The sequence below is a fragment of the Streptomyces sp. NPDC013157 genome, assembly GCF_042899865.1.
GTDB lineage: Bacteria > Actinomycetota > Actinomycetes > Streptomycetales > Streptomycetaceae > Streptomyces.
The window spans coordinates 852,798-874,607 of the sequence record NZ_JBIBAK010000001.1 but is presented as its reverse complement, the minus strand read 5'-3'; the positions used below and the strand labels follow the sequence as shown (position 1 = coordinate 874,607).

Below are 21,810 nucleotides of genomic sequence, written 5' to 3'. Positions count from 1 at the left end.
AGGCCAACCTCTTGCAGTGAACCTGCGTCGGCCGCCCGCGGGCCGGTGTGGGCCTTCCCCTTTTGCCGGGGCGACGTACCTCCCGGCAGCGGTAACGCATCCTGGTCACCCTCCCCCAATAGCGCAGACTCGGAAGACCGGTCCGTCACCAGCAACCCCCGTCTCATTGACGGCCACTGGATCGCTCACCCCACGCGACTAGGTTCACTGTCAAAGAAGCCGAAACGACTGGGTTCGCTGTCAAACGACTCGATTGGATGACAAGGGACACGGGTCCGGGCATGACCAACCCGCGACCGTGTACTAGAGTTATCTCGACATCGAGATATCTGCCTAGGCGCACCGTAACCGCCACCCTGGTAAGGCATGCCTAACTTAGTCTGACCTTACTGGATCGGCCAAGTCGGCGTGGCGGCACGATGACGGTGGTACGCGCACATCAATGAAGGAGACTGTCGTGTCGGCGAACAGCTTCGACGCCCGCAGCACGCTGCAGGTGGGCGACGAGTCGTACGAGATCTTCCGGCTGGACAAGGTGGAAGGCTCGGCTCGCCTTCCGTACAGCCTGAAGGTGCTGCTGGAGAACCTGCTCCGCACGGAGGACGGCGCGAACATCACCGCCGACCACATCCGTGCCCTCGGCGGCTGGGACTCGCAGGCCCAGCCCAGCCAGGAGATCCAGTTCACGCCGGCCCGCGTGATCATGCAGGACTTCACCGGCGTTCCCTGTGTCGTGGACCTCGCCACCATGCGTGAGGCCGTCAAGGAGCTCGGCGGCGACCCGGCGAAGATCAACCCGCTGGCCCCGGCCGAGCTGGTCATCGACCACTCCGTCATCGCCGACAAGTTCGGCACCAACGACGCCTTCAAGCAGAACGTCGAGCTGGAGTACGGCCGCAACAAGGAGCGCTACCAGTTCCTGCGCTGGGGCCAGACCGCGTTCGACGAGTTCAAGGTCGTCCCCCCGGGCACCGGCATCGTCCACCAGGTGAACATCGAGCACCTGGCCCGCACGGTCATGGTCCGGGGCGGGCAGGCCTACCCGGACACCCTGGTCGGCACCGACTCGCACACCACCATGGTCAACGGCCTCGGCGTGCTCGGCTGGGGCGTCGGCGGCATCGAGGCCGAGGCCGCCATGCTCGGCCAGCCGGTCTCCATGCTCATCCCGCGCGTCGTCGGCTTCAAGCTGACCGGTGAGCTGAAGCCGGGCACCACCGCCACCGACCTCGTCCTCACGATCACCGAGATGCTCCGCAAGCACGGCGTCGTCGGCAAGTTCGTCGAGTTCTACGGCGAGGGCGTGGCCGCCACCTCCCTCGCCAACCGCGCCACCATCGGCAACATGTCGCCGGAGTTCGGCTCCACCGCCGCGATCTTCCCGATCGACGGCGAGACCCTGAACTACCTGCGCCTGACCGGCCGCTCCGACCAGCAGGTCGCGCTCGTCGAGGCGTACGCCAAGGAGCAGGGCCTCTGGCTGGACCCGAAGGCCGAGCCCGACTTCTCCGAGAAGCTGGAGCTGGACCTGTCGACGGTCGTCCCGTCGATCGCCGGCCCGAAGCGGCCGCAGGACCGTATCGTCCTCGCCAACGCCGCCCAGCAGTTCGCGCAGGACGTCCGCAACTACGTGGACACCGCCGACGAGGCGGGCAAGGAGTCCTTCCCGGCCTCCGACGCCCCGGCGTCCATCAACGGCGTCCCGTCCAACCCGGTCACCGTGACCGCCGCCGACGGCTCGACGTACGAGATCGACCACGGCGCGGTCACCGTCGCGGCCATCACCTCCTGCACCAACACCTCGAACCCGTACGTCATGGTCGCCGCCGCCCTGGTGGCCAAGAAGGCGGTCGAGAAGGGCCTGACCCGCAAGCCCTGGGTCAAGACCACCCTCGCCCCGGGCTCCAAGGTCGTCACCGACTACTTCGAGAAGGCGGGCCTGACCCCGTACCTCGACAAGGTCGGCTTCAACCTGGTCGGTTACGGCTGCACCACCTGCATCGGCAACTCCGGCCCGCTGCCGGAGGAGGTCTCCAAGGCGGTCAACGACCACGACCTGGCCGTGACCTCGGTCCTCTCGGGCAACCGCAACTTCGAGGGCCGTATCAACCCCGACGTCAAGATGAACTACCTGGCCTCCCCGCCGCTGGTCGTCGCCTACGCCCTCGCGGGCTCCATGAAGGTGGACATCACCAAGGACGCCCTCGGCACCGACCAGGACGGCAAGCCGGTCCACCTGGCCGACATCTGGCCGACCGAGGCCGAGGTCAACGAGGTCGTCGCCAACGCGATCGGCGAGGACATGTTCAACAAGTCCTACGCCGACGTCTTCGCCGGTGACGCCCAGTGGCAGTCGCTGCCGATCCCGACCGGCAACACCTTCGACTGGGACCCGCAGTCGACCTACGTCCGCAAGCCCCCGTACTTCGAGGGCATGCAGCACGAGCCGGCCCCGGTCACCGACATCGCCGGCGCCCGCGTCCTCGCCAAGCTCGGCGACTCGGTCACCACCGACCACATCTCGCCCGCCGGTGCCATCAAGGCAGACACCCCGGCCGGCAAGTACCTCACCGAGCACGGTGTGGAGCGTCGTGACTTCAACTCCTACGGCTCCCGCCGAGGCAACCACGAGGTCATGATCCGCGGCACGTTCGCCAACATCCGCCTGCGCAACCAGATCGCGCCGGGCACCGAGGGCGGCTACACCCGCGACTTCACGCAGGCCGACGCGCCGGTGTCGTTCATCTACGACGCCTCCCGCAACTACATCGAGCAGGGCATCCCGCTGGTCGTCCTGGCCGGCAAGGAGTACGGCTCCGGCTCGTCCCGCGACTGGGCCGCCAAGGGCACCGCGCTGCTCGGTGTCAAGGCCGTCATCGCCGAGTCCTACGAGCGCATCCACCGCTCGAACCTCATCGGCATGGGCGTCCTGCCGCTGCAGTTCCCGGAGGGCCAGTCCGCCGAATCCCTCGGCCTGACCGGCGAGGAGACCTTCTCCTTCACCGGCGTCGAGGAGCTCAACAACGGCACCACCCCGCGCACGGTCAAGGTCACCACCGACACCGGCGTCGAGTTCGACGCGGTCGTCCGGATCGACACCCCCGGTGAGGCCGACTACTACCGCAACGGCGGCATCATGCAGTACGTGCTGCGCAGCCTGATCCGCAAGTAAGGGATCCGGTACGCCAGTCGGGGCCGCGCTCCTGCCGGAGGGAGCGCGGCCCCGCATCGTTGCGCTACAGCCAGCCACGCTGCGCGACCCGCAGCCCGAGCTGGAACCGGCTCGCCGCCCCGAGCCGGTCCTGCAGATCGCTCACCCGCCGCCGCAGCGTGCGCAGGCTCACCCCCAGATGGCGGGCCACCGCCTCGTCCTTCATCCCGGACGCCAGCAGCCGTGTCAACGTCTGCTCGTCCTCGGAGAGTTCGCCGTTCCCTTCGGGCCGGCCGAGCGGGGTCGCCTGCTGCCAGGCCAGCTCGAAGAGCTTCTGCAGGGCCTCGGTGACCGCCGAGTGCCACACGACGACGGCGCAGTAGCCGCCCGCATCGGACGAGGTCAGCGGGAGCATCGCCCGGCGTCCGTCGACCACCAGCAGCTTGAGCGGCACGGACGGCAGCACCCGGGCCTGCTCGCCGAGTTCGACCATCTTCCAGGCACGGGACAGAGTGTTCGGATCCTCCAGGCCGCTCGCCGCGTAGACGCCGCGTGAGACGATCCCGCGCTTCAGCAGATCGGCCTGGAGGTCCACCTGCGGTGCGGGCGGGGCGAGGTACGGCGGAGTGTCGAAAAGGCACACCTCGTGCTCGGCACGGGCGTACATCTCCTCCAGCCGGGCCGCGATGGCGCCCTCGCCGGAGGCGACCTCGATCAGCCGGGACGGCTCCTCGCGCAGCAGCCCGGCCTCGTACGCCGTGGCCATCTCCTCAGCGGTGGCGGCCAGCAGTTCGGACTCCGTCTCGCGCCGCCGGATCAGCGCACGGATCGCCACCCGCGGGTCGACCGCTCGTAACCCGCCCATGGAGTCCGGCGGTTGGAGCAGCCCGAGGGTGAGCAGCCGGTTGCAGGCCTCGCGCAGCTGGGCCGGGGTCGACCTGGTCAGCAGCGCCCAGCCGGCCGCGCCGGCGTCGGGCTGATGCAGAATCGACCGGTACACCATCTCGTCGAAGGCGGAGACCCCCACCGCGGCCCAGGGGCTCGCAGCAGGGGTCTGTCTTGCAGGATCTTGTGCGGTGTTCACCATGGCTCGCCACGGTAGAGGTTCTTTGTTAAGAATCCTTACAGTGGCTCAGGGCATCGTTCACTTCAGGCCGAACGCCCGCAGCACGGTCTGGTCGATCCCGTCGCCGTCCCGGTCGGTGGCCCGCACCCGCAGCGACACCGTCTCGGCGCCCTTCGCGGGCTTGAACCGCGCCTTGCCGCCCTTGACTTCCACTTCCTTCCATGAGGTGCCGTCGTCGTAGGAGACCCAGGCCTCCAGACTGCTCGCCTTCACACTCCCCAGCTGGTTCGCGAGCGGCAGCTTGACCTCCACCTCACGCCCGCTGTCGGCCCGGTTGAGGAGGTCGAGACGCCTCGGGGCGATACCGACCGTGAGCAGCGGCAGCGGCGTCTCCGTGTCGGTGTGCGCCGAGGAGAAGGTCCACTCGGTGTGCGTGCTCGTGGAGTACCTGGCCCAGGCCGCCCGGCGCTGCACGTCCAGATCGAAGCGGTACGAGGATTTCGCCGCGGGGACGTCGTAGACGCCGTATCCGCCGAGCGTGGAGTCGCCGACCAGCTGTCCGTCCGCGTAGAGCTTGCCCTTCGCGGTGTTGTCGGTGCCGTCGACGTATCCGTAGTGGCCCGGCGTGGAGTCGGTCAGCTCCGGGATCGACAGGGTGAGTTTGTCACCGTCGCGGACGGAGAGGCCGTACTCCTCGCTGCTTCCCGGCCGGAGGACCTGGCGCAGCCAGTCCTCGGTGGGCTCCGTACCCGGTTTGCCGAAGGTCCGCAGCGGGCTCCACTCGCCTTTGGACGCCTGCCAGTTCGGATAGACGACGTGCCAGGTACGGGTGTCAGGGTCGACGTAGTAGTACTCGTCGCGTTCCGTGCCCAGCTGCGTGTAGACACTGGTCTCGATGCCGAAGAGCTGCCAGGGGCGGAAGGTGTACAGGGTGTCCGCTCCCATCTCGCCGGCCGTGGCTCCGTAGTAGCGGGCCTTCTGCTTCACCGTGTCGGACTTGTCGAGGGTGTAGGTCTGGTTCGCGGTGATGGCGCCGCTCTGCGCGGCGAGCAGGTTGTAGACGTACGGGCTGACCGGTGTACCGCTCAGCTTCAGGGTGACCTTCTTGCCGGTCTTCAGCAGGCCGGCGAGCTCGGCGCCCTCCTCGCCGGTGGCGATCATCAGCGGGACGCTGGTCGCGCGGTCCACGGCCTCGATCCAGAATCCGGGTGTCTTGCGGTACGCGATGAGGTAACCCGCCCCGGCCTTGGTCGCGTTGTCCAGAGCGGTCTGTGCCCGCTCCGTGGCGCCCAGCCCGACGACCGCCACCTTGCCCTTGACGTCGAGCCCCGCGAAGTCGGCCTCGGTACCGCCGCCCGCGTCCACCGCCTGCACGGTGTGCTTCCCGCTGATCTTCAACGGGAAGTCGTTGTACGTCTGCGAGTAGTAGAGCGAGGACAGCGCGGTCTTCTCCGGGCTGGTGACGCTCGCCGTCAGTTCCTTCACGTACAGGCGGAACTTGGCGTAGAAGTCCAGGGTGCCCACGGTGACCTGCTGGGTCGGTGCCACATAGACGTGCGTGGTCCAGAAGCCCTGGCTGTAGGTGAGCCCCCAGGCGCTGCCCGGCCCCGCGCGGTGCCAGTTGGTGCTGAAGCCCCGGAACTCGGAGTCCTGCTTGGTCTTCGGTTTGATCTCCACCGCCTTGCGGGCGTCGAGGACGACCGCGGTGTCCTTGTCGACCTTGATCTCGGGGTTGCCGACGACCGAGGTGCCGACGGCCAGGCCGCCCGCGTCCCGGTCCGGGATCCAGGTCGCGATGGAATAGGTGCCGGCCGGTACCTGCCAGGTCCAGCCGGTGCCGATGAAGCCGTACTCGTCGGGGTAGGCGCCGTTCAGCTCCTGGAGCGTGTAGATCGACGCCCCGGTGGACGGGTTGCCCTCGCGGTCCACGAGGGAGACCTTGAGGTTGTACGTCTTCGGCGCCTTCTCGAAGCCGACGCCCGTGGTGACCTGGATGCCGTCGGCGGTCGCCGTGACATGGCCCGAGTACCGGCCCTGGGTTTCCTGCCCGGGGTCGACGCCGACCGGAACCGAGGCGGTCCCGTGCGCGGGCACGGTCAGGGTGTCCGCGCCCAGCGTGAGGTCGGCGAGCGACGACGAGAGCTTCAACTCCACCGCACTGTCGGTGGTGTTGGTGTACGTGATGTCCTTGCTGACGACCCCGGTGTCACCGTCCTCGAACCTGCCGAAGCTCAGCGTCGGGGTCGCGAAGACGTCCTGCTCGACGGCGCGGACCGCGTCGACCCGGCCGTCGCCCTGCTCGAACACGGAGTTGTCGGCGTTCGTCTTCGCGGTACTGGCGAGTGCCTCCTTGATCTGCTCGCCCGTCCAGTCCGGATGCGCCTCGGCGACCAGCGCCGCCGTGCCCGCCACATGCGGGGTCGCCATCGAGGTACCGCTCGCCGTGGTGTAGTAGTCGTCGACCGGAGTGCCCATGGTGGTACCGGCGGCGCGGGCCGCCGTGATGTTCACGCCCGGCGCGGTGATCTCCGGCTTCACCGCGAAGTCGCCGGGGCGCGGACCCCGGCTGGAGAACGAGGCCAGCTTGTCCGACTTGTCGACCGCGCCCACCGTCAGCGCGGAGTCGGCGATGCCCGGGGTGCCCACGGTCTGCTCGCCCGGACCCGCGTTGCCGGCCGCGATCACGAAGAGGGTGCCGGTGGACGCGGACAGGTCGTCGACGGTCTGGCTGAGCACGTCGGAGGGGCCGTACGCGGTACCGCCCAGGGACATCGAGACGATCTTCGCACCGGAGTGCGCCGCCCACTCCATGCCCGCGATGATCCAGGACGACTGGCCGCTGCCCGTGTTGTCCAGCACCTTGCCGACCAGCAACTGGGCGCCCGGCGCGACCCCCTTGTACCGGCCGCCCGAGGCCGCGCCCGAGCCGACGATCGTGGACGCCACATGGGTGCCGTGGCCGAAGCCGTCCTGCACGGTCTCGTCCGGTACGAAGCTCTCCGAGCCGGCGATCTTCCCGGCCAGGTCCGGGTGCCCGAGGTCCACGCCGGTGTCCAGGACCGCGACCTTGACGCCCGTGCCGTCGTAGCCCGCCTTCCACACCTCGGGCGCGCCGATCTGCGGCACGCTCACGTCGAGGGACGCCTTCACCTTGGCGTCCAGCCAGATCTTGTCGATGCCGTCACCGAGCTGCTTCGCGGCCTTCGCGGTGGGCTTGGTGCCCAGCGGCGGGGCGATGTCCGACCAGAACGCGGTCGACTTCTTCGCGCTGAGCGCCGCGCCGTCGATCCCGGGCAGCGCCAGCGTCCGGCGCGTGCCCTCGGGGGTCTCGGCGCCCGTGCCGTACGTCGCGATGACCGGGGTGCTGCCGGTCTTCGCGTCCGTGTACCCCTGCTCGATCAGCTGGGAGACGTTGAACAGAGCCGGGTCGAGACGGCCCGCCTTGATCAGCGGGATGGCGTCCGCCGGCAGGACGCTGATCTCGCCGTCCTTCTCGCTCGACAGGAAGGTGGCGGCCTCACGGCCCTTGCCGCGCCGGACGTCGACGGCCTTCTTGCCGTCCGGTCCGACGGTGAGGGTCACGGTGTCGCCGGTGATGAGGGTGACGGTCTGCGGCGGGGCGGTGGTGCTCGGACCCGTGAGGGGTGTGACGGGTGTGGTGACCGGGGAGCCCGGAGCGGCTGTCGCGGGCATGACAGCCCCGGCGAGCAGTCCGGCCGCTCCTGCCACGGCCCACAGGGCGTGGAGTCTTCGCATGGGTGGACGTCCTCCGCTGAACGTGGAAACGCTTCCGCCCGGTAAAGCGGAAGCCAGAGATCAGAGTGGGCGCCGGGGCGGCGGCGGCTCAAGGGAACACGGTGGCCGGAGCGTGCCAATGCCCGCTTCGGTCAGCAGAGTTGGCGCGAACACCCCCCCGGCGGACCCGGCCGCGGCCGGTCGCCCCCGGTCCTCACGTCCGCATTCCGGCCCCCGCGCCCGTCGTGTCCCACGGCTTCGGCTCAGCGGGAACACAGCATTCCCCCAGGAGACCGGCACAGACTTGCTACATGTCTGCCACCGCAGGGGCCCGAACCGGCCGAGTACGCGTCCTGATCGTCGACGACGAGCCCGGTCTCACCGACCTGCTCTCCGCCGCCGTCGCCGACGCGGGCTGGCGCCCCTACCCCGCGCTCGACGGACAGACCGCCCTGCGGCTGGCCCGCGGGTGCGCCCCGCACGCGGTGGTGCTCGACGGGATGCTGCCCGACCTCGACGGCCTTCAGGTGCTGCGCAGACTCCGCTACGAGATGCCGAGGCTGCCCGTCCTGATGCTCACCGCCCGCGACGCCATCGAACACCGCATCGACGGCCTGGAGGCCGGGGCCGACGACTACGTCACCAAGCCCTTCTCCCTGGAGGAGGTCGTGCTGCGGCTGCGCGGACTGCTGCGCCGGGCCGGCACCGAACAGCCCCCCGCCGACGACTCCGTACGCGTCCTCGGCGACCTGGTGCTGAGCGCCGAGTCCCGCGAGGTGCAGCGGGCCGGCACCCCGATCAGGCTCACCGCCAAGGAGTTCGACCTGCTCAGCCTGCTCCTGGACCATCCGCGCCAGGTACTCAGCAAGGCCCAGATCCTCGACCACGTCTGGAGCACCTCCTTCGACGGCGGCGGCAACCTCGTCGAGGTCTACATCTCCAGCCTGCGCCGCAAGATCGACCGGGGCCGGGCGCCGATGATCCACACCGTGCGCGGCATGGGATACGTCGTACGGCCCGTGGAGGACGGCAGATGACCGCCCGGCTGCGGAGCCGGTCGCTGCGCACGCGACTGCTCGTCTTCATCACCGCCGTCCTGGTCTGCGTGTGCGCCGCGATGGCCCTGACCACGGTGTTCGCCCAACGCGCCTATCTGCTGGGCAACCTGGACAACCGGGTGAACGACGCGGTGGAGCGCAACGCGGGCGGCGCCTCCCTGCACCCGGAGCTGACCCGCGACCTGACCTTCCTCAACGAGGGCGGCCAGCCGGCCGGCATGCTCGCCGCCCGCTTCGACGCCAAGGGCAACATCCTCAGCGCGGCCGTGGTCGGCCACGACGCGCCCCCGCGCTCGCTCACCACCGCCCAGACCGCCGCCCTCAAGGGCATCGCGCCGGACGGCTCGACCCACACCCGCGCGGTCCCCGGACTCGGCACCTACCGGGTCGCCGCCCTCGACGCGAGCGGCATCCGCGTCTTGACCGGCCTGCCCATGGACGACGTACTGGACACCATCAGCGGCCTGGTCGCGGTCGAGATCGCGGTCGCCGCCGTCGGCCTCACGGCAGCCGGCTGCGTCTGCGCGGTGGTGATACGACGGCAGCTGCGCCCCCTCGGCCGGGTCGCCGCCACCGCCGTCGAGGTCTCCCACGCACCGCTCGGCCGGGGCCAGGTGACCGGCCTGACCCGGGTGCCCGAACGGGACACCGACCCCGGCAGCGAGGCCGGGCAGGTCGGCGCCGCCCTCAACCGGATGATCGACCACGTCGAGGCGTCCCTGGCGGAACGCCAGCGCAGCGAGGAACAGGTGCGCCGGAGCGAGGAGCGCATGCGGCGCTTCCTGGCCGACGCCAGCCACGAACTGCGCACCCCGCTCGCCTCGATCGCCGGGTACGCCGAGCTGATGAACCGCGGTACGGACCGCATCGAGCCGGGCCTGGCCTGGCGCCGGGTCAACGCCGAGTCGGCCCGGATGCGCAGCCTGGTGGAGGACCTGCTGCTCCTGGCCCGCCTCGACGAGGGACGCCCGCTGCAGACCGCCGAGGTGGACCTGGCCGCGCTGGTCGCGGAGGCGGTGTGGGACGCGCGGGCGGCCGGGGCCGGTCATGTCTGGCAGCTGGAACTCGATCTCGACGACGGCCCGGCGCTGGTGCTGGGCGACGAGGCCCGCCTGCACCAGGTGGTGGCCAACCTGATGGCGAACGCACGGGTGCACACCCCCGCCGGTACGACCGTGACCGCGAGCGTCGAATCCACCGCCACCACCTGCGTGATCCGGGTCCGGGACGACGGCCCCGGCATCCCGCCCGCCCTCCTCCCGACCGTCTTCGAACGCTTCACCCGGGCCGACACCTCCCGCACCCGCGCCGGCGTTCTGGAAGGCGGCTCGGGCCTGGGCCTCGCCATCGCCTCGGCCATCACGACGGCCCACGGCGGCCGCATCGACGTACGGAGCACCCCGGGCCGTACGGAGTTCACCCTCGAACTGCCGGTCTCCGAACTCCCGCCGACCGGAACGGCGACGGTCGCCCGTACGGCGCCCGTATGAGCGGGGCCGCGGAAGTCCGCGGCGGTCAGAACCCGATGAGGGCGTCGAGGTCGATCTGTACCGGGAACGGCAGCTCTGTGACGAGCTTTCCCCGGTGGATCGGGTGCAGGGGGGCCGGGATGTACGACCGCGTGTCGGCGTTGAGCCAGTACTCGTGCACCGTCAGCTTGTGGTCCCGGTCGAGCTCGACGCGCCAGTAGCAGGGGACCTTGGCGACGGCGAACTGAGCGGGTTTGCTCACGCGGTCATCTTGGCGGGAGCCGGGGGAAACGACCTCGACGGCGAGGGTGAGGTGTGACGTCGGGATGCACTCCACCTCGAAGTAGTCAAGGTTCCGAGGGTCGAAGACGATCACGTCGGGCTTGACGACGTTCTGCTCGTCCACCATCACGCACTGCCCGCTCAGAACCCGATAGGGCTTTGGGCGGGCCGCCTTGAGGGCGTCGGCGATGCCGTCCCGTACGTCGTTGTGCCAGAACCTGGGCTGCCCTTTAACCACGATCCACCCGTCCACGAGTTCCCAGTCGAAAGGCAGCTCCAGATTTTTGACCTGGTCGAATGTCCAGCCGTCAGCAGGCGGGAACATCCAGTTGTCCTCGTTGGCCGGTCCCTGCTGGCGTGTCGTCATCACTGCTCCCATGGGCGAGAGTGTGGGCGCGGTGACGCGTCGTGATCCTCTGCACGAAGGTATCGCCACTCGAAGCAGTGAAGCCATGCCGCGCCGTTTACACCCGCCCCGGTCCGCGCTAGCTTCACAGGGGAGTGGGGTGGGAGCGCTCCCATCTCGCCCCGGCGGACCGGAACCCGCCTGGGCGGCGGGCCCGCTCCCGCCCCGCGTTCGTCTCCATGACCCGCGCACGACCGCTGGGGATTCGGATTCCATCGCGCATGGATCAAACGGAAGTGTGATCGTGTGAGTACGGAACGTGTGCAGGAGGGCGGCAGTTCGGGCATCGTGCCCGGCTGGCGCTGACTCCTGCGCAGATCCGGCTCATGGACTACCAGGCGCACGCGGCCCGCACTCTGTGGAACTGCCTGCATGACTGGTGGACGATGCTCCCGAGGGAGAAGCGTTCCCTGGCCGGGGCGGACGCCGCGATCCGTCAGGCGCGGAAAGACATCGACTGGTTCGGTGCGCTCCCCGCCCAGGCCGCGCAGGCGGTGCTGAAGACGTCCTTCCAGGCGTGGAAGAACTGCTGGGACCACCGCGCCGACGCCCCGAACTTCAAGTCCCGCCTGCGCACGGTGATGTCGGTGGACATCCCGCAGGGCCGGGACCTGAACATCGCCCGTGTGCACCGCCGCTGGGGCATGGTCGACATCCCCAGGATCGGCCGCGTCCGCTGGACCAAGGACCTCCCGGTCGGCAAGCGGGCCGACACCGAGAACCGGATCACCGGGGCCCGGCTGGTCAAGGACGCGCTTGGCTGGCATATCGCCTTCCGCGTCCAGACCCTTCAGACTGCACCCGGACCCCATCAGGGGCCGCAGGTCGGCATCGACGCCGGGGTGAACCTGCCCCTGGCCCTGTCGGACGGCAACCACCAGGACCACGGACGCCCGCCCCGTCTCCCCGACGGGAAAGCCGACCGGGACAAGTGGCTGAACCCGCAGGAGAAGGCCACGCTACTGGGCCTGGAACGACGTGCCGCCCAGCGCAAGCAGCACCAGCGACGTGGGGAGAAGGCATCCCGCCGCCTGCGGCACGCCTACGACCGGATCAAGCAGCTCCGCGCAAAAGCCACGCGCCGCGCTGTTGACTGGCAGCACAAGACCACCACCAGCATTGCCAAGCAGGCGCTCCCCGGCGGTCAGTCGGTGGCCGGCCTCTGGAACGGCAACGCCACCTACAGCGGACAGCACGTGATGGTCCACAACGCCGACTGAACGGCTCGCTCAGTCCCGGACAGAGCACGACGTTCGGGTACGTCGTGCAGGGCGACGGCGGGGACAGTGCAACCGGCCTGCCGTGCCAGGTCGGTTGACGTACGCGATCCGCTCTGGGCGGACCCGGTGTCGGTGCACACCGGGTCCGCGAGCCGGGCAGGCGAGGGGGGTGGGTGAGCCTGTCCGGGTGGGAGTTGCTCGTGGTGCCTCTTGCACGTCCGTGGTGCGGCTTGTGTCGACGCCGTGACGGGCGACAACGTTGTCTCATGGTCTGTACATGACTCTACCGTTCCAACCGACAACGATGTCAACCCACTTCGGGTCACCCGACCGGGTGAAGCAGGTCCGCGCCGTCCGAGGCATTCGCGGTCTTCCGTGGTACCGGTGGCGCACGTTACTGTCCCTGCGGCTTGTGCGACCCGTGGTGCGCGACCCGTCCGGAGGAGGAAGGGCCGCGTCATGCGTTTCCGACCCATGTCCCTGCTGCTGGCCGCGGTACTCGCGGCCGGCGGTTCCACCCCCGCCCTCGCGGCGACCACCAGCGCACCACCCGAACTGGTCAAGGACCCCACGGCGTACGTCGATCCGCTGATCGGCAGCAGGAACGGCGGCAACACCTTCCCGGGCGCCGTCGTGCCGTTCGGGATGCTCTCCTGGAGCCCGGAGAACACCAGAGGCGACGCGACGAGAACGGCCGCACCGGGCGGCTACCAGTACGACGCCACCCGCATCCGCGGCTTCAGCCTGACCCACATGTCCGGCACCGGCTGCGCGGGCGGCAGCGGCGACATCCCGTTCTTCCCGTACGCGGGCGAGGTCACCTCGTCCCCCGCGAGCGACACCAAGGACGCCGTCTACGCCTCGGACTTCAGCCACACCGACGAGACCGCCGAGCCCGGACACTACAGGGTCGGCCTCGCCTCCGGCGTCACCGCCGACCTCACCGCGACCACCCGCACCGGCTCGGCCCGCTTCACCTACCCGGCCGGCAAGCCCGCCTCCCTGCTGATCCGCACCGCCAACTCCGAAGTCGGCTCGGCCGATTCGACGGTCACCATCGACCCGGACACCCGCACCGTCTCCGGCTCGGTCACCTCCGGCGACTTCTGCGGCTACCTCGACCCCGAAGGCCAACGCTCCTACTACACGCTCTACTTCACCGCCCACTTCGACCGCGCCTTCACCGCCACCGGCACCTGGCGGGACGACAGGCTCAGCCCGGGCTCGACGAGCGCGTCCGGCGGCACCGGCGGCTTCTCGGCGAACGGCGGGCGGCCCGTCGCCGGCAAGGGGGCCGGCGGATACCTCCAGTTCGCGCCCGGCTCCGGCCCGGTGAACGTCAAGGTCGGTATCTCGTACGTCAGCCGGGCCGCCGCCGAGGCGAACCTGCGGACGGAGAACCCGCCGCGGCGCTCCTTCGGCGCCGTCCGCGACGCCGCCCACCGCGCCTGGCGCGACCGCCTCGACGCGATCCGCGTCGGCGGCGGCACGGACGCCGACCGCACCACCTTCTACACGGCCCTGTACCACTCCCTCTTCCACCCGAACGTCATCAGCGACGCGGACGGCCGCTACCGGGGCGGCGACGGCAAGGTGCACCGGGTCGCCCGCGGCCACCGGGCGCAGTACGGCACCTTCTCCGGCTGGGACGTCTACCGCGACCAGGTCCAGCTGCTCACCCTGCTGGATCCCAGGACCGGCTCGGACGTCGCCCAGTCGCTCTACGAACTCGCCCGGCAGAACGGCGGCGTCTGGGACCGCTGGCTGCACGGCGCGAGCGGCACCCACGTCATGAACGGCGACCCGGCACCGACCGCCCTCGCCGGCATCCGCGCCTTCGGCGGCACCGACTTCGACCTGAAGGGCGCGCTGGGCTCGCTGGTGAAGGCGGCGACGGTCCCGACCGCCCAGGACCTGTCCCCGGCCGGCAAGCCGGTGCTGTCGGCCGGCCAGCGCCCGTCCCTCGACAAGTACCTGGCCCACCACTACATGCCGTCCGTGTCGAACGCCTGGGGCGGCGCCGCCGAGACCCTGGAGATGTCCACGGCCGACTTCTCCCTCTCCCAGCTCGCCGCGGCGGCAGGAGAGAAGGAGACGGCGACCGCCTTCGCCGACCGCTCCCAGTGGTGGCAGAACAACTTCGACGTCGCCGCCGACCCCGGCGGCGGCTACGTCGCCAACCGCAAGGCGGACGGCAGCTGGGTCACCGGCTTCACCCCGGCCACCGGCAACGGGTTCGTCGAGGGCACGGCCGCCCAGTACACCTGGATGGTCCAGCACAACCCGGCCGGGCTCTTCGCCGCGATGGGCGGCACCGACAAGGCCCTCGCCCGCCTCGACGCCTTCTTCCACAACAGCGACGGCAGCTGGGCCTTCACCGGCAGCGGCGGCGACAAGTCCGAGCTCGACAACGAACCCTCGCTCAACGTGCCCTACCTGTACGACTATGCCGGTGCCCCCTACCGGACGCAGGAGACCGTCCGCGCGGCGATGACACAGCTCTGGTCGACCCAGCCCGGCGGCATCCCCGGCAACGACGACCTGGGCGCGATGTCCTCCTGGTACGTCTTCTCGGCGCTCGGCATGTACCCACAGGTCCCCTCCCGTGCCGAACTCGTCCTCGCCGCGCCTCTGTTCGAACGCGTGGAGATCGACCGCCCGGACGGCAACGACATCTCGATCCATGCGACGGGAGCGGCGAGTGACGCCCCGTACGTCCAGTCCCTGAAGGTCGACGGCCGCGCCGGCGACCGCTCCTGGCTCCCCGCGAGCTTCGTGCGCGCCGGCGGCCGCCTCGACTACACCCTCGCCACGACCCCGAACCGCACCTGGGGCACGGGCACCCCGCCCCCCTCCTTCCGCCAGGGCGAGCAGCCGTACCAGATCGGCGTCGGTCCGACGACCGCGACGATCGCCCCCGGCGACAGCACGACGCTCACCGTCCGCGCCCTGTCCCTGTCCGGAGGCAGCGGCCCCGAGGTGCGCTTCCGCGTCGAGACACCGGACGGTGTGTCGGCCACCCCGGCGGAAGGGACGGTCACCGGCGGTTCCCGGCAGATCACTCTCGCCACCACCGCGGGCACCCCGCAGGGCTACTACGACGCGAAGATCACCGTCACCTCGGCCGACTCCTCCTACGTCCAGCCGGTCGCCCTCACCGTCGCCGCACCCGGAACCCTCCTCGCGGCCTACTCCAACACCGGCGTCTCGGACGACTCCGGCGACCACGACGAGGCCGACTTCGACGGCGGCGGCTGGAGCTACTCGCGCCAGGCCCTCGCGGCGGCCGGCCTCACGCCGGGCGCCCAGGGCACGGTCGACGGCCTGACCTACACCTGGCCGAACGCCCCCGCCGGCCGCCCCGACAACGCGACGGCCACCGCCCAGACCATCGAACTCCCCACCCCCGCGGCCAGGTTGTCCTTCCTCGGCAGTGCCACCAACGGCAACCAGTCCGCCCGGGCGACCGTCACCTACACCGACGGCACCACCGGCACCGTCGACCTCTCCTTCACCGACTGGACCATCGGCGGGGGAGGCGGCACCGTCCAGTACGGCAACCAGATCGTGGCGACGACCGCGTACCGGAACGTGGCCGGCGCGGACAAGGACCCGGTACCGACCCACGTCTTCGCGACCCAGCCCTTCACCGCACCGGACGGCAGGACCATCAAGGCCGTCCGGCTGCCGGAGAACAGCGACCTGCACGTGTTCGCCCTCGCCACCGGCTGACCGCTGAACGACAGAGGGGGGCGGACCCGAACGGGCCCGCCCCCCTCTCCGTGCCGCTGTCTCAGGCCAGCAACTCCACCTCCGCCAGGGTGGATTCGCCGTCCAGGACGAGCCGGTAGTGGGCGTACGTCCCGGGCTTCTGGACGGTGAAGGCCCGGGTCTGGAGGTCCCAGCCGAAGGATTCGGCCGAACGGTGGTCCACAGTCTGCCAGTTCCTGCCGTCCGTGGAGGCCTGGAGGGTCCAGCCGGTCGGGGCCTTCGTGCGGTCCGACGGTGAGGTGAGGGTGTACTGGATGCCCTTGACCGGCTTGGTCACCGGCAGGTCCACCGACGTCACCGTCTGCTCGGTCGCCGAGGTGTTGTCGAACAGGGAGCCGTCGGTCTTCAGGGCGTCCGCGCGCGGGGTCGGGACCTTGTCGCCCTTGGTGATGGAGACCGGGGCGGCGTCCTTGCCGGTGCCCCAGGCCGACGGCTTCGGGCCCATCGTGAAGTCGATGACGCCGCCCTTGGAGATGAGGGAGTGGGGGAGCGAAGTCGACGTCCAGGCTTGGCCGTTGACGCGGACGCCCTGGATGTAGACGTTCTTCGCGCTGTTCTGCGGGGCCTTGATCACCAGGTCGTGGCCGTTCTCCAGGTGGACCGTCGCCTTCTTGAACAGCGGCGAGCCGATCGTGTAGTCGCCGCTGCCCATCACCAGCGGGTAGAAGCCGAGGGCCGAGAAGAGGTACCAGGCCGACTGCTCGCCGTTGTCCTCGTCGCCGTGGTAGCCCTGGCCGATCTCGCTGCCGAGGTAGAGGCGGGAGAGCGCCTGCCGGACATAGGCCTGCGCCTTCCAGGGCTCGCCGGCCGCGTCGTACATGTAGATGACGTGGTGGGCGACCTGGTTGGAGTGGCCGTACATGCCCATCCGGACGTCCCGGGCCTCGGTCATCTCGTGGATGACCCCGCCGTAGGAGCCGACGAAGTCGGGGGAGGCGGTCTCGGGCGTGGCGAAGAACTCGTCGAGCTTGTCGGCGAGGCCGGACCGGCCGCCGTACAGGTTGGCGAGGCCCCGGCTGTCCTGCGGGGCGGTGAAGGCGTAACCCCAGCCGTTGGTCTCGGTGTAGTCGTAGCCCCACACACGCGGGTCGTACGACGCCGAGTCCACCCGCCAGTCGCCCTGGGCGTCCTTGCCCTGGAAGAAGCCGGCCTTCGAGTCGAAGAGGTTCACGTAGTCCTGGGCGCGGTTGAGGAAGTAGTCCGACTCCTCCTTGTAGCGCTTCTCGCCCGTCTTCTTGTACAGCGCCTTGCCCATCTCGGCGATGCCGTAGTCGTTGACGTACCCCTCCATCGCCCAGGACAGGCCCTCGCGGGTGTCGTCGCTGGTGTAGCCGAGGAAGGGGGAGGTGGACATGCCCTTGCGGCCGACGCCCGAGGAGGGCGGTACGACGGTCGCGTTCTTCAGGGCCGCGTCGTACGCCGCCTTCGCGTCGAACTTCACGCCCTTCACGTAGGCGTCCGCGAACGCCACGTCCGAGGAGGTGCCGGTCATCAGGTCGGCGTAGCCGGGGGAGGACCAGCGGGAGGTCCAGCCGCCGTCCTTGTACTGCTGCACGAACCCGTCGACCATCTCGCCCGCCTGAGAAGGCGTCAGCAGGCTGTACGCCGGCCAGGTCGTGCGGTACGTGTCCCAGAAGCCGTTGTTGACGTACACCTTGCCGTCCACGATCTTCGCGCCGGTGTGCGTCGGGGTGTCCTGGCTCGTCATCGGCGAGAACGGGGAGGCGTACTGGTACGTGGAACCGACCTTCTCGAAACCGGAGTTGGGATACAGGTACAGCCGGTACATGCTGGAGTAGAGGGTGGTCAGCTGGTCGGCCGTGGCGCCCTCCACCTCCACCTTGCCGAGCAGCTTGTCCCAGACCCTCTGCGCCTGCGCCTTGACCGTGTCGAAGGAGGTGCCGTCCGGGATCTCCTGGCGCAGGTTGTCCTTCGCCTGGTCGACGCTGATGAGGGAGGTGGCCAGGCGGAGCGTGACGGTGTGGTCGGCGCCCGCGTCGAAGCGCAGGTAGCCCTTGACCCCGCTGGAGTCGCCGCCCGTCACGGGCTTGTCGAAGACGCCGTAGACGAAGAGGCGGGTGGCGCCCGTCGACAGGCCCGACTTGACGTCGGAGTAGCCGGTGACGATCCCGTGCTCCTTGTCGAGGGTCAGGCCCGCCTGCTCGGTCACGTTGTCGAAGACCACGCTCGCGTCGTCACCCGGGTAGGTGAAGCGCAGCGCGGCCGCGTGATCGGTCGGTGTTATCTCGGCCTTGAGGCCGTTCTCGAACCTGACTCCGTAGTAATACGGCCGCGCGGTCTCGTTCTCGTGCCGGAAGGCCAGTTCGCGGGCCTCCCGGCCGGTGTCCGGGGTGCCCGGGGCGGCGGACGGCATCAGCTGGAAGGTCTGCCGGTCGCCCATCCAGGGGCTCGGCTCGTGGCTCGCGCTGAACGCCTGGATCGTCGGCAGGTTGTCGTCGTTGTTCGCGTGCGCGTACTCGTACAGCCAGCTCTCCGATGACGCGTTGGTCACCGGCGTCCAGAAGTTGAAGCCGTGCGGCAGCGCGGTCGCCGGGAAGTTGTTGCCGCGGGAGAAGCTGCCGCTGGAGTTGGTGCCGCGGGTGGTCAGCGCGTAGTCGGACAGGTGCGCCTTCGGCTTCTCGGGGGCCACCGGCTTCAGGGACACGTCGTCGATCCAGCCGCGGAACTTGGCCGGGCCGGCGGGGGAGTCGTAGCCCACCAGGATCCGGTCGACCGTCTTGCCGGCCGCGACCGAACCGATCACCGACGAGATGTCGTTCCACTGGTTGACGTACAGCGCCTTCGACGCGCCCTGCCCGCGTGGCGAGAGCGCGAACCCGTGCTGGTCGACGGCCCCGAGGCCGCTCAGATAGGTGCCGTCCGTGAAGGCCAGGTCCACCGCCACGTTGGTGGCGTCGTAGTCGAGGTCGCCGTCGGCCATCGAGGGGAAGATCCGGTACGCCAGCCGTGTGTCCCGGCCGACCTTCACGTTCACGTCGAAGACCTTGTTGTACGAGTACGCCCGGCCGGTCGCCGTGTGCCGTCCGGCATAGCGCAGCGCGTGCCTTCCGGTGAACCCGGCCCGCGCCTTCGCGGTCGGCGAGCCGGTCGGGCCCTTGTCGACCAGCGAGAGCATGTCCTGGGGCACCGGCCCGCCGCTGCCGCCCGTGGAGAACTGGACGTCGGCGATCTGGAGGATGTCCGGGGCGCCGTTGTTCTTCGTGACGTCGAGCCGGAAGTGCTGGTACTCGGCCGGCGCGGAGAGGTCGTACGACTTGGTCTGGAACCGCTCCGTGAAGGCCTCGCCGCTGCGGGTGTCGACGGTCTTCCAGTCCTTGCCGTCCGTAGAGCCCTGGAGGGTCCAGTCCGCGGGGTCGCGTTCGGCGTAGTCGTTCGCCGAGGTGAGGGCGTAGGTCACCAGCTTGACGGGCTTGTCGAAGTCGAACTCGACCCAGCCGGTGGGCTCGAAGGTGAGCCACTTGGTGCCGGACTCCCCGTCGACGAGGTTCTCCTTGACCTCGCCCGCGCCGGTGTTCTCGCCGCTCGCCCGCTCGTCGGTCACGTGGTCGGTGACGTTGCCGGGGATGCCGGTGCTGTAGCCGCCGTCCACTCCGGAGGCGCGCGGGGTGCCGCTCGGGTCGGTGTCGACGGTGTCGGTCCAGTCCGGTGACGGGTCGCCAGACTCGAACGAGGATGCGAACTGGGTCGCGGCCGCCGGCGCCTTGGCCGGCAGGGCGACCGCGGCCCCCTGGGAGCCCAGGGTCATGACTACGGCGGCCGCGATCACGACCGCCGTACCGGATCCGTGCCCTGTTCTTCGCTGCGTTCTCCGCTGCATCAACGGGTACCCTCCCTGCCACATGAGACAACGTTGTCAGCTGCGTGGCGCAGGAACCAGTAGGTGGTCAAGTGGCCCGTGATGTCAAGGGTGTTGGGTGCGGCATTCAGGGGTGTATGTCGGCTCTTTTTCCGGCAAGGCGTACAGAGATCGCTCATATTTCCGACAGGTCTCAACTAGGAAAAGACCCATGGCCAACCTTGCATTCGATCTTGCCCCGCCGGCGGGAAGTGGACTATACCTGTCGGCGTTTCCCGCACGACTTCCTGCACGACCCAGCACTACCCGACCGCGGTGCCGGGGAGGATCCGGTTCACCGCCTGAGTCCTGGAGAAGGCGAGGACTTGAGCATGGGATCCACTTCCGCAGCGAACCCCGGTTCCGAGGGTGTCGGCCGCCGTGAGCTGATCAGGCGCTCGGCCGCACTCGGCCTGATTTCCGTGCCCGCCGTCGGATTCCTCTCCGCCTGCGCCAGCAGCGGCGGCGGCGGTCAGTCCAAGGACAAGGCCGGCAAGAAGACGGCCAAGAACCCGCTGGGCGTCAACGACACCGCGCAGATGGAATTCGTCCTCTTCGACGGCGGTTTCGGCAAGGAGTACGCCGAGGACGCGGTGAAGATCTACGAGAAGGACTTCCCGAAGGCCAAGGTCAAGTTCTCCGCCACCCAGAAGATCCAGTCCACGCTCCAGCCGCGCTTCAACCAGGGCACCCCGCCGGACCTCATCGACAACTCCGGCGCCGAGCAGATGGACATGGGCGTGCTCGTCGGCAAGAAACAGCTCGCCGACCTCACCCCGCTCCTCGACGCCCCGTCGTACGACGACCCGAACAAGAAGGTCCGCGACACGCTGCGCCCCGGCATCGTCGAGATGGGCCAGTTCGACGGCGACCCGGTCTGGATCATGTACTACGCCTACACGGTCTACGGCGTGTGGTACTCGCAGAAGGCCCTGGACTCGCTCGACGCGGAGTACCCGCAGACCTGGGACCAGATGATCGCCGTCTGCGAGAAGGCCAAGAAGAAGGGCATGGCCGGCTGGACCTACGCGGGCAAGTACCCGTACTACATCCCCTTCTCGCTCTACCCGATGATCGGCAAGGTCGGCGGCGTCGAGGTCCTGAACGCGATCGACAACCTGGAGCCGAACGCCTGGAAACACCCGGCCGTCAAGGCGTGTTTCGAGGCCTACTACGAGCTCTACAAGAAGGGCTACATCCTCAAGGGCACCCCCGGCCTCGACCACATCCAGTCGCAGACCGCCTGGGCGCAGGGCAAGGCCCTGTTCATCCCGAACGGCTCCTGGGTGGAGAACGAGTCGGCGAACGTCATCCCCTCCGACTTCAACCTCGCCGTCTCCGCGCCCACCGGAATCGACAAGAACGACAAGATGCCGTTCGGCACCATCTGGGCCTCCGGCGGCGAGCCCTTCATCGTCCCGGCCAAGGCCGCCAACGCCCAGGGGGGCATGGAGCAGCTGCGCATCATGCTCAGCGAGGCGTCCTCGAAGAACTTCACGACGAAGGTGAAGTCGCTGACCGCGTACAACGGCGGCACCGACGGCATCACCCTCACCCCGGGCCTCACCTCCGGCGTGGCGGCGCTGAAGCTGGCCGGGTCGAACGTGGTCAACCCGCGGCTCCAGGACTGGTACGTGCAACTCCAGAAGGAGAAGATCGGAGTCGCCGGCCTCGGCGAGATGATGGCCGGCCGGCTCACCCCGGCGGAGGCCGTCAAGAAGATCCAGGGCTTCGCCGATGAGGCCGCCAAGGACACCTCGATCAAGCACTACAAGCACCAGTAACCAGAAACCGTC

The 21,810-nt window shown here is 69.4% G+C and carries 9 protein-coding genes and 2 pseudogenes; 7 read left to right on the top strand and 4 right to left on the bottom strand.

All coding sequences use genetic code 11. The features are described 5' to 3' along the window. Nucleotides 1-457: 457 nt before the first annotated feature. Nucleotides 458-3,172: an aconitate hydratase AcnA gene (acnA, locus tag ACFY6U_RS03875; RefSeq protein WP_390034921.1), complete on the top strand. Its 2,715-nt coding sequence runs from the start codon at nt 458-460 to the stop codon at nt 3,170-3,172. Between the two features lie 64 nt (nt 3,173-3,236). Here acnA and ACFY6U_RS03870 read toward each other — a convergent pair whose 3' ends face one another. Together ACFY6U_RS03870 and ACFY6U_RS03865 are read right to left on the bottom strand one after the other, a co-directional pair. Further along, entirely contained in the window at nt 3,237-4,238 is a 1,002-nt protein-coding gene (locus tag ACFY6U_RS03870) for a helix-turn-helix transcriptional regulator (protein WP_390034920.1), read from the bottom strand. Nucleotides 4,239-4,295: 57 nt separating this feature from the next. Next, the gene (locus ACFY6U_RS03865; protein WP_390034919.1) at nt 4,296-7,973 is read right to left on the bottom strand and encodes a S8 family serine peptidase; all 3,678 of its coding nucleotides are present in this window, start codon (nt 7,971-7,973) and stop codon (nt 4,296-4,298) included. 290 nt (nt 7,974-8,263) lie between these two features. Between ACFY6U_RS03865 and ACFY6U_RS03860 the strand changes: the two genes are divergently transcribed. Both ACFY6U_RS03860 and ACFY6U_RS03855 read left to right on the top strand, forming a co-directional pair. Then, nucleotides 8,264-8,989 (top strand): response regulator transcription factor, encoded by a 726-nt coding sequence (locus ACFY6U_RS03860; RefSeq protein ID WP_390034918.1) that lies wholly within the window; start codon nt 8,264-8,266, stop codon nt 8,987-8,989. Continuing rightward, nucleotides 8,986-10,500 (top strand): ATP-binding protein, encoded by a 1,515-nt coding sequence (locus tag ACFY6U_RS03855; protein WP_390034917.1) that lies wholly within the window; start codon nt 8,986-8,988, stop codon nt 10,498-10,500. Before ACFY6U_RS03860 ends, ACFY6U_RS03855 begins: the two co-directional genes overlap by 4 nt. 25 nt (nt 10,501-10,525) lie before the next feature. On the opposite strand, the gene ACFY6U_RS03850 is transcribed toward ACFY6U_RS03855, so the two are convergent. After that, complete coding sequence (locus tag ACFY6U_RS03850) at nt 10,526-11,140, bottom strand: Uma2 family endonuclease (RefSeq protein WP_390034916.1); 615 nt, start codon at nt 11,138-11,140, stop codon at nt 10,526-10,528. A gap of 353 nt (nt 11,141-11,493) precedes the next feature. Between ACFY6U_RS03850 and ACFY6U_RS03845 the strand changes: the two are divergent. From ACFY6U_RS03845 to ACFY6U_RS03835, 3 genes and pseudogenes are all read left to right on the top strand, one after another. Then, nucleotides 11,494-12,294 (top strand): annotated as a pseudogene (locus ACFY6U_RS03845) (RNA-guided endonuclease InsQ/TnpB family protein); the annotation flags it as partial. A gap of 6 nt (nt 12,295-12,300) precedes the next feature. Then, nucleotides 12,301-12,485 (top strand): annotated as a pseudogene (locus tag ACFY6U_RS03840) (cellulose binding domain-containing protein); the annotation flags it as partial. 361 nt (nt 12,486-12,846) lie between these two features. Further along, nucleotides 12,847-16,119 (top strand): GH92 family glycosyl hydrolase, encoded by a 3,273-nt coding sequence (locus ACFY6U_RS03835; protein ID WP_390034915.1) that lies wholly within the window; start codon nt 12,847-12,849, stop codon nt 16,117-16,119. Between the two features lie 61 nt (nt 16,120-16,180). Here the strand turns inward: ACFY6U_RS03835 and ACFY6U_RS03830 are convergent, their stop codons facing one another. Beyond that, nucleotides 16,181-19,924 carry a GH92 family glycosyl hydrolase gene (locus ACFY6U_RS03830; RefSeq protein ID WP_390035195.1) on the bottom strand — a complete coding sequence of 1,248 codons (3,744 nt, stop codon included), beginning with the start codon at nt 19,922-19,924 and terminating at the stop codon, nt 16,181-16,183. A gap of 422 nt (nt 19,925-20,346) precedes the next feature. Between ACFY6U_RS03830 and ngcE the strand changes: the two genes are divergently transcribed. Further along, nucleotides 20,347-21,798 (top strand): N-acetylglucosamine/diacetylchitobiose ABC transporter substrate-binding protein, encoded by a 1,452-nt coding sequence (gene ngcE / locus ACFY6U_RS03825; protein WP_390034914.1) that lies wholly within the window; start codon nt 20,347-20,349, stop codon nt 21,796-21,798. The last annotated feature ends 12 nt before the right edge of the window (nt 21,799-21,810 follow it).

Coding starts and splice junctions, on each gene's coding strand:
- ACFY6U_RS03865 (WP_390034919.1), bottom strand. CDS start 7,973: ATGCGAAGACTCCACGCCCTGTGGGCCGTGGCAGGAGCGGCCGGACTG.
- ACFY6U_RS03855 (WP_390034917.1), top strand. CDS start 8,986: ATGACCGCCCGGCTGCGGAGCCGGTCGCTGCGCACGCGACTGCTCGTC.
- ngcE (WP_390034914.1), top strand. CDS start 20,347: ATGGGATCCACTTCCGCAGCGAACCCCGGTTCCGAGGGTGTCGGCCGC.
- ACFY6U_RS03860 (WP_390034918.1), top strand. CDS start 8,264: ATGTCTGCCACCGCAGGGGCCCGAACCGGCCGAGTACGCGTCCTGATC.
- ACFY6U_RS03835 (WP_390034915.1), top strand. CDS start 12,847: ATGCGTTTCCGACCCATGTCCCTGCTGCTGGCCGCGGTACTCGCGGCC.
- ACFY6U_RS03870 (WP_390034920.1), bottom strand. CDS start 4,238: ATGGTGAACACCGCACAAGATCCTGCAAGACAGACCCCTGCTGCGAGC.
- ACFY6U_RS03830 (WP_390035195.1), bottom strand. CDS start 19,924: ATGACCCTGGGCTCCCAGGGGGCCGCGGTCGCCCTGCCGGCCAAGGCG.
- ACFY6U_RS03850 (WP_390034916.1), bottom strand. CDS start 11,140: ATGGGAGCAGTGATGACGACACGCCAGCAGGGACCGGCCAACGAGGAC.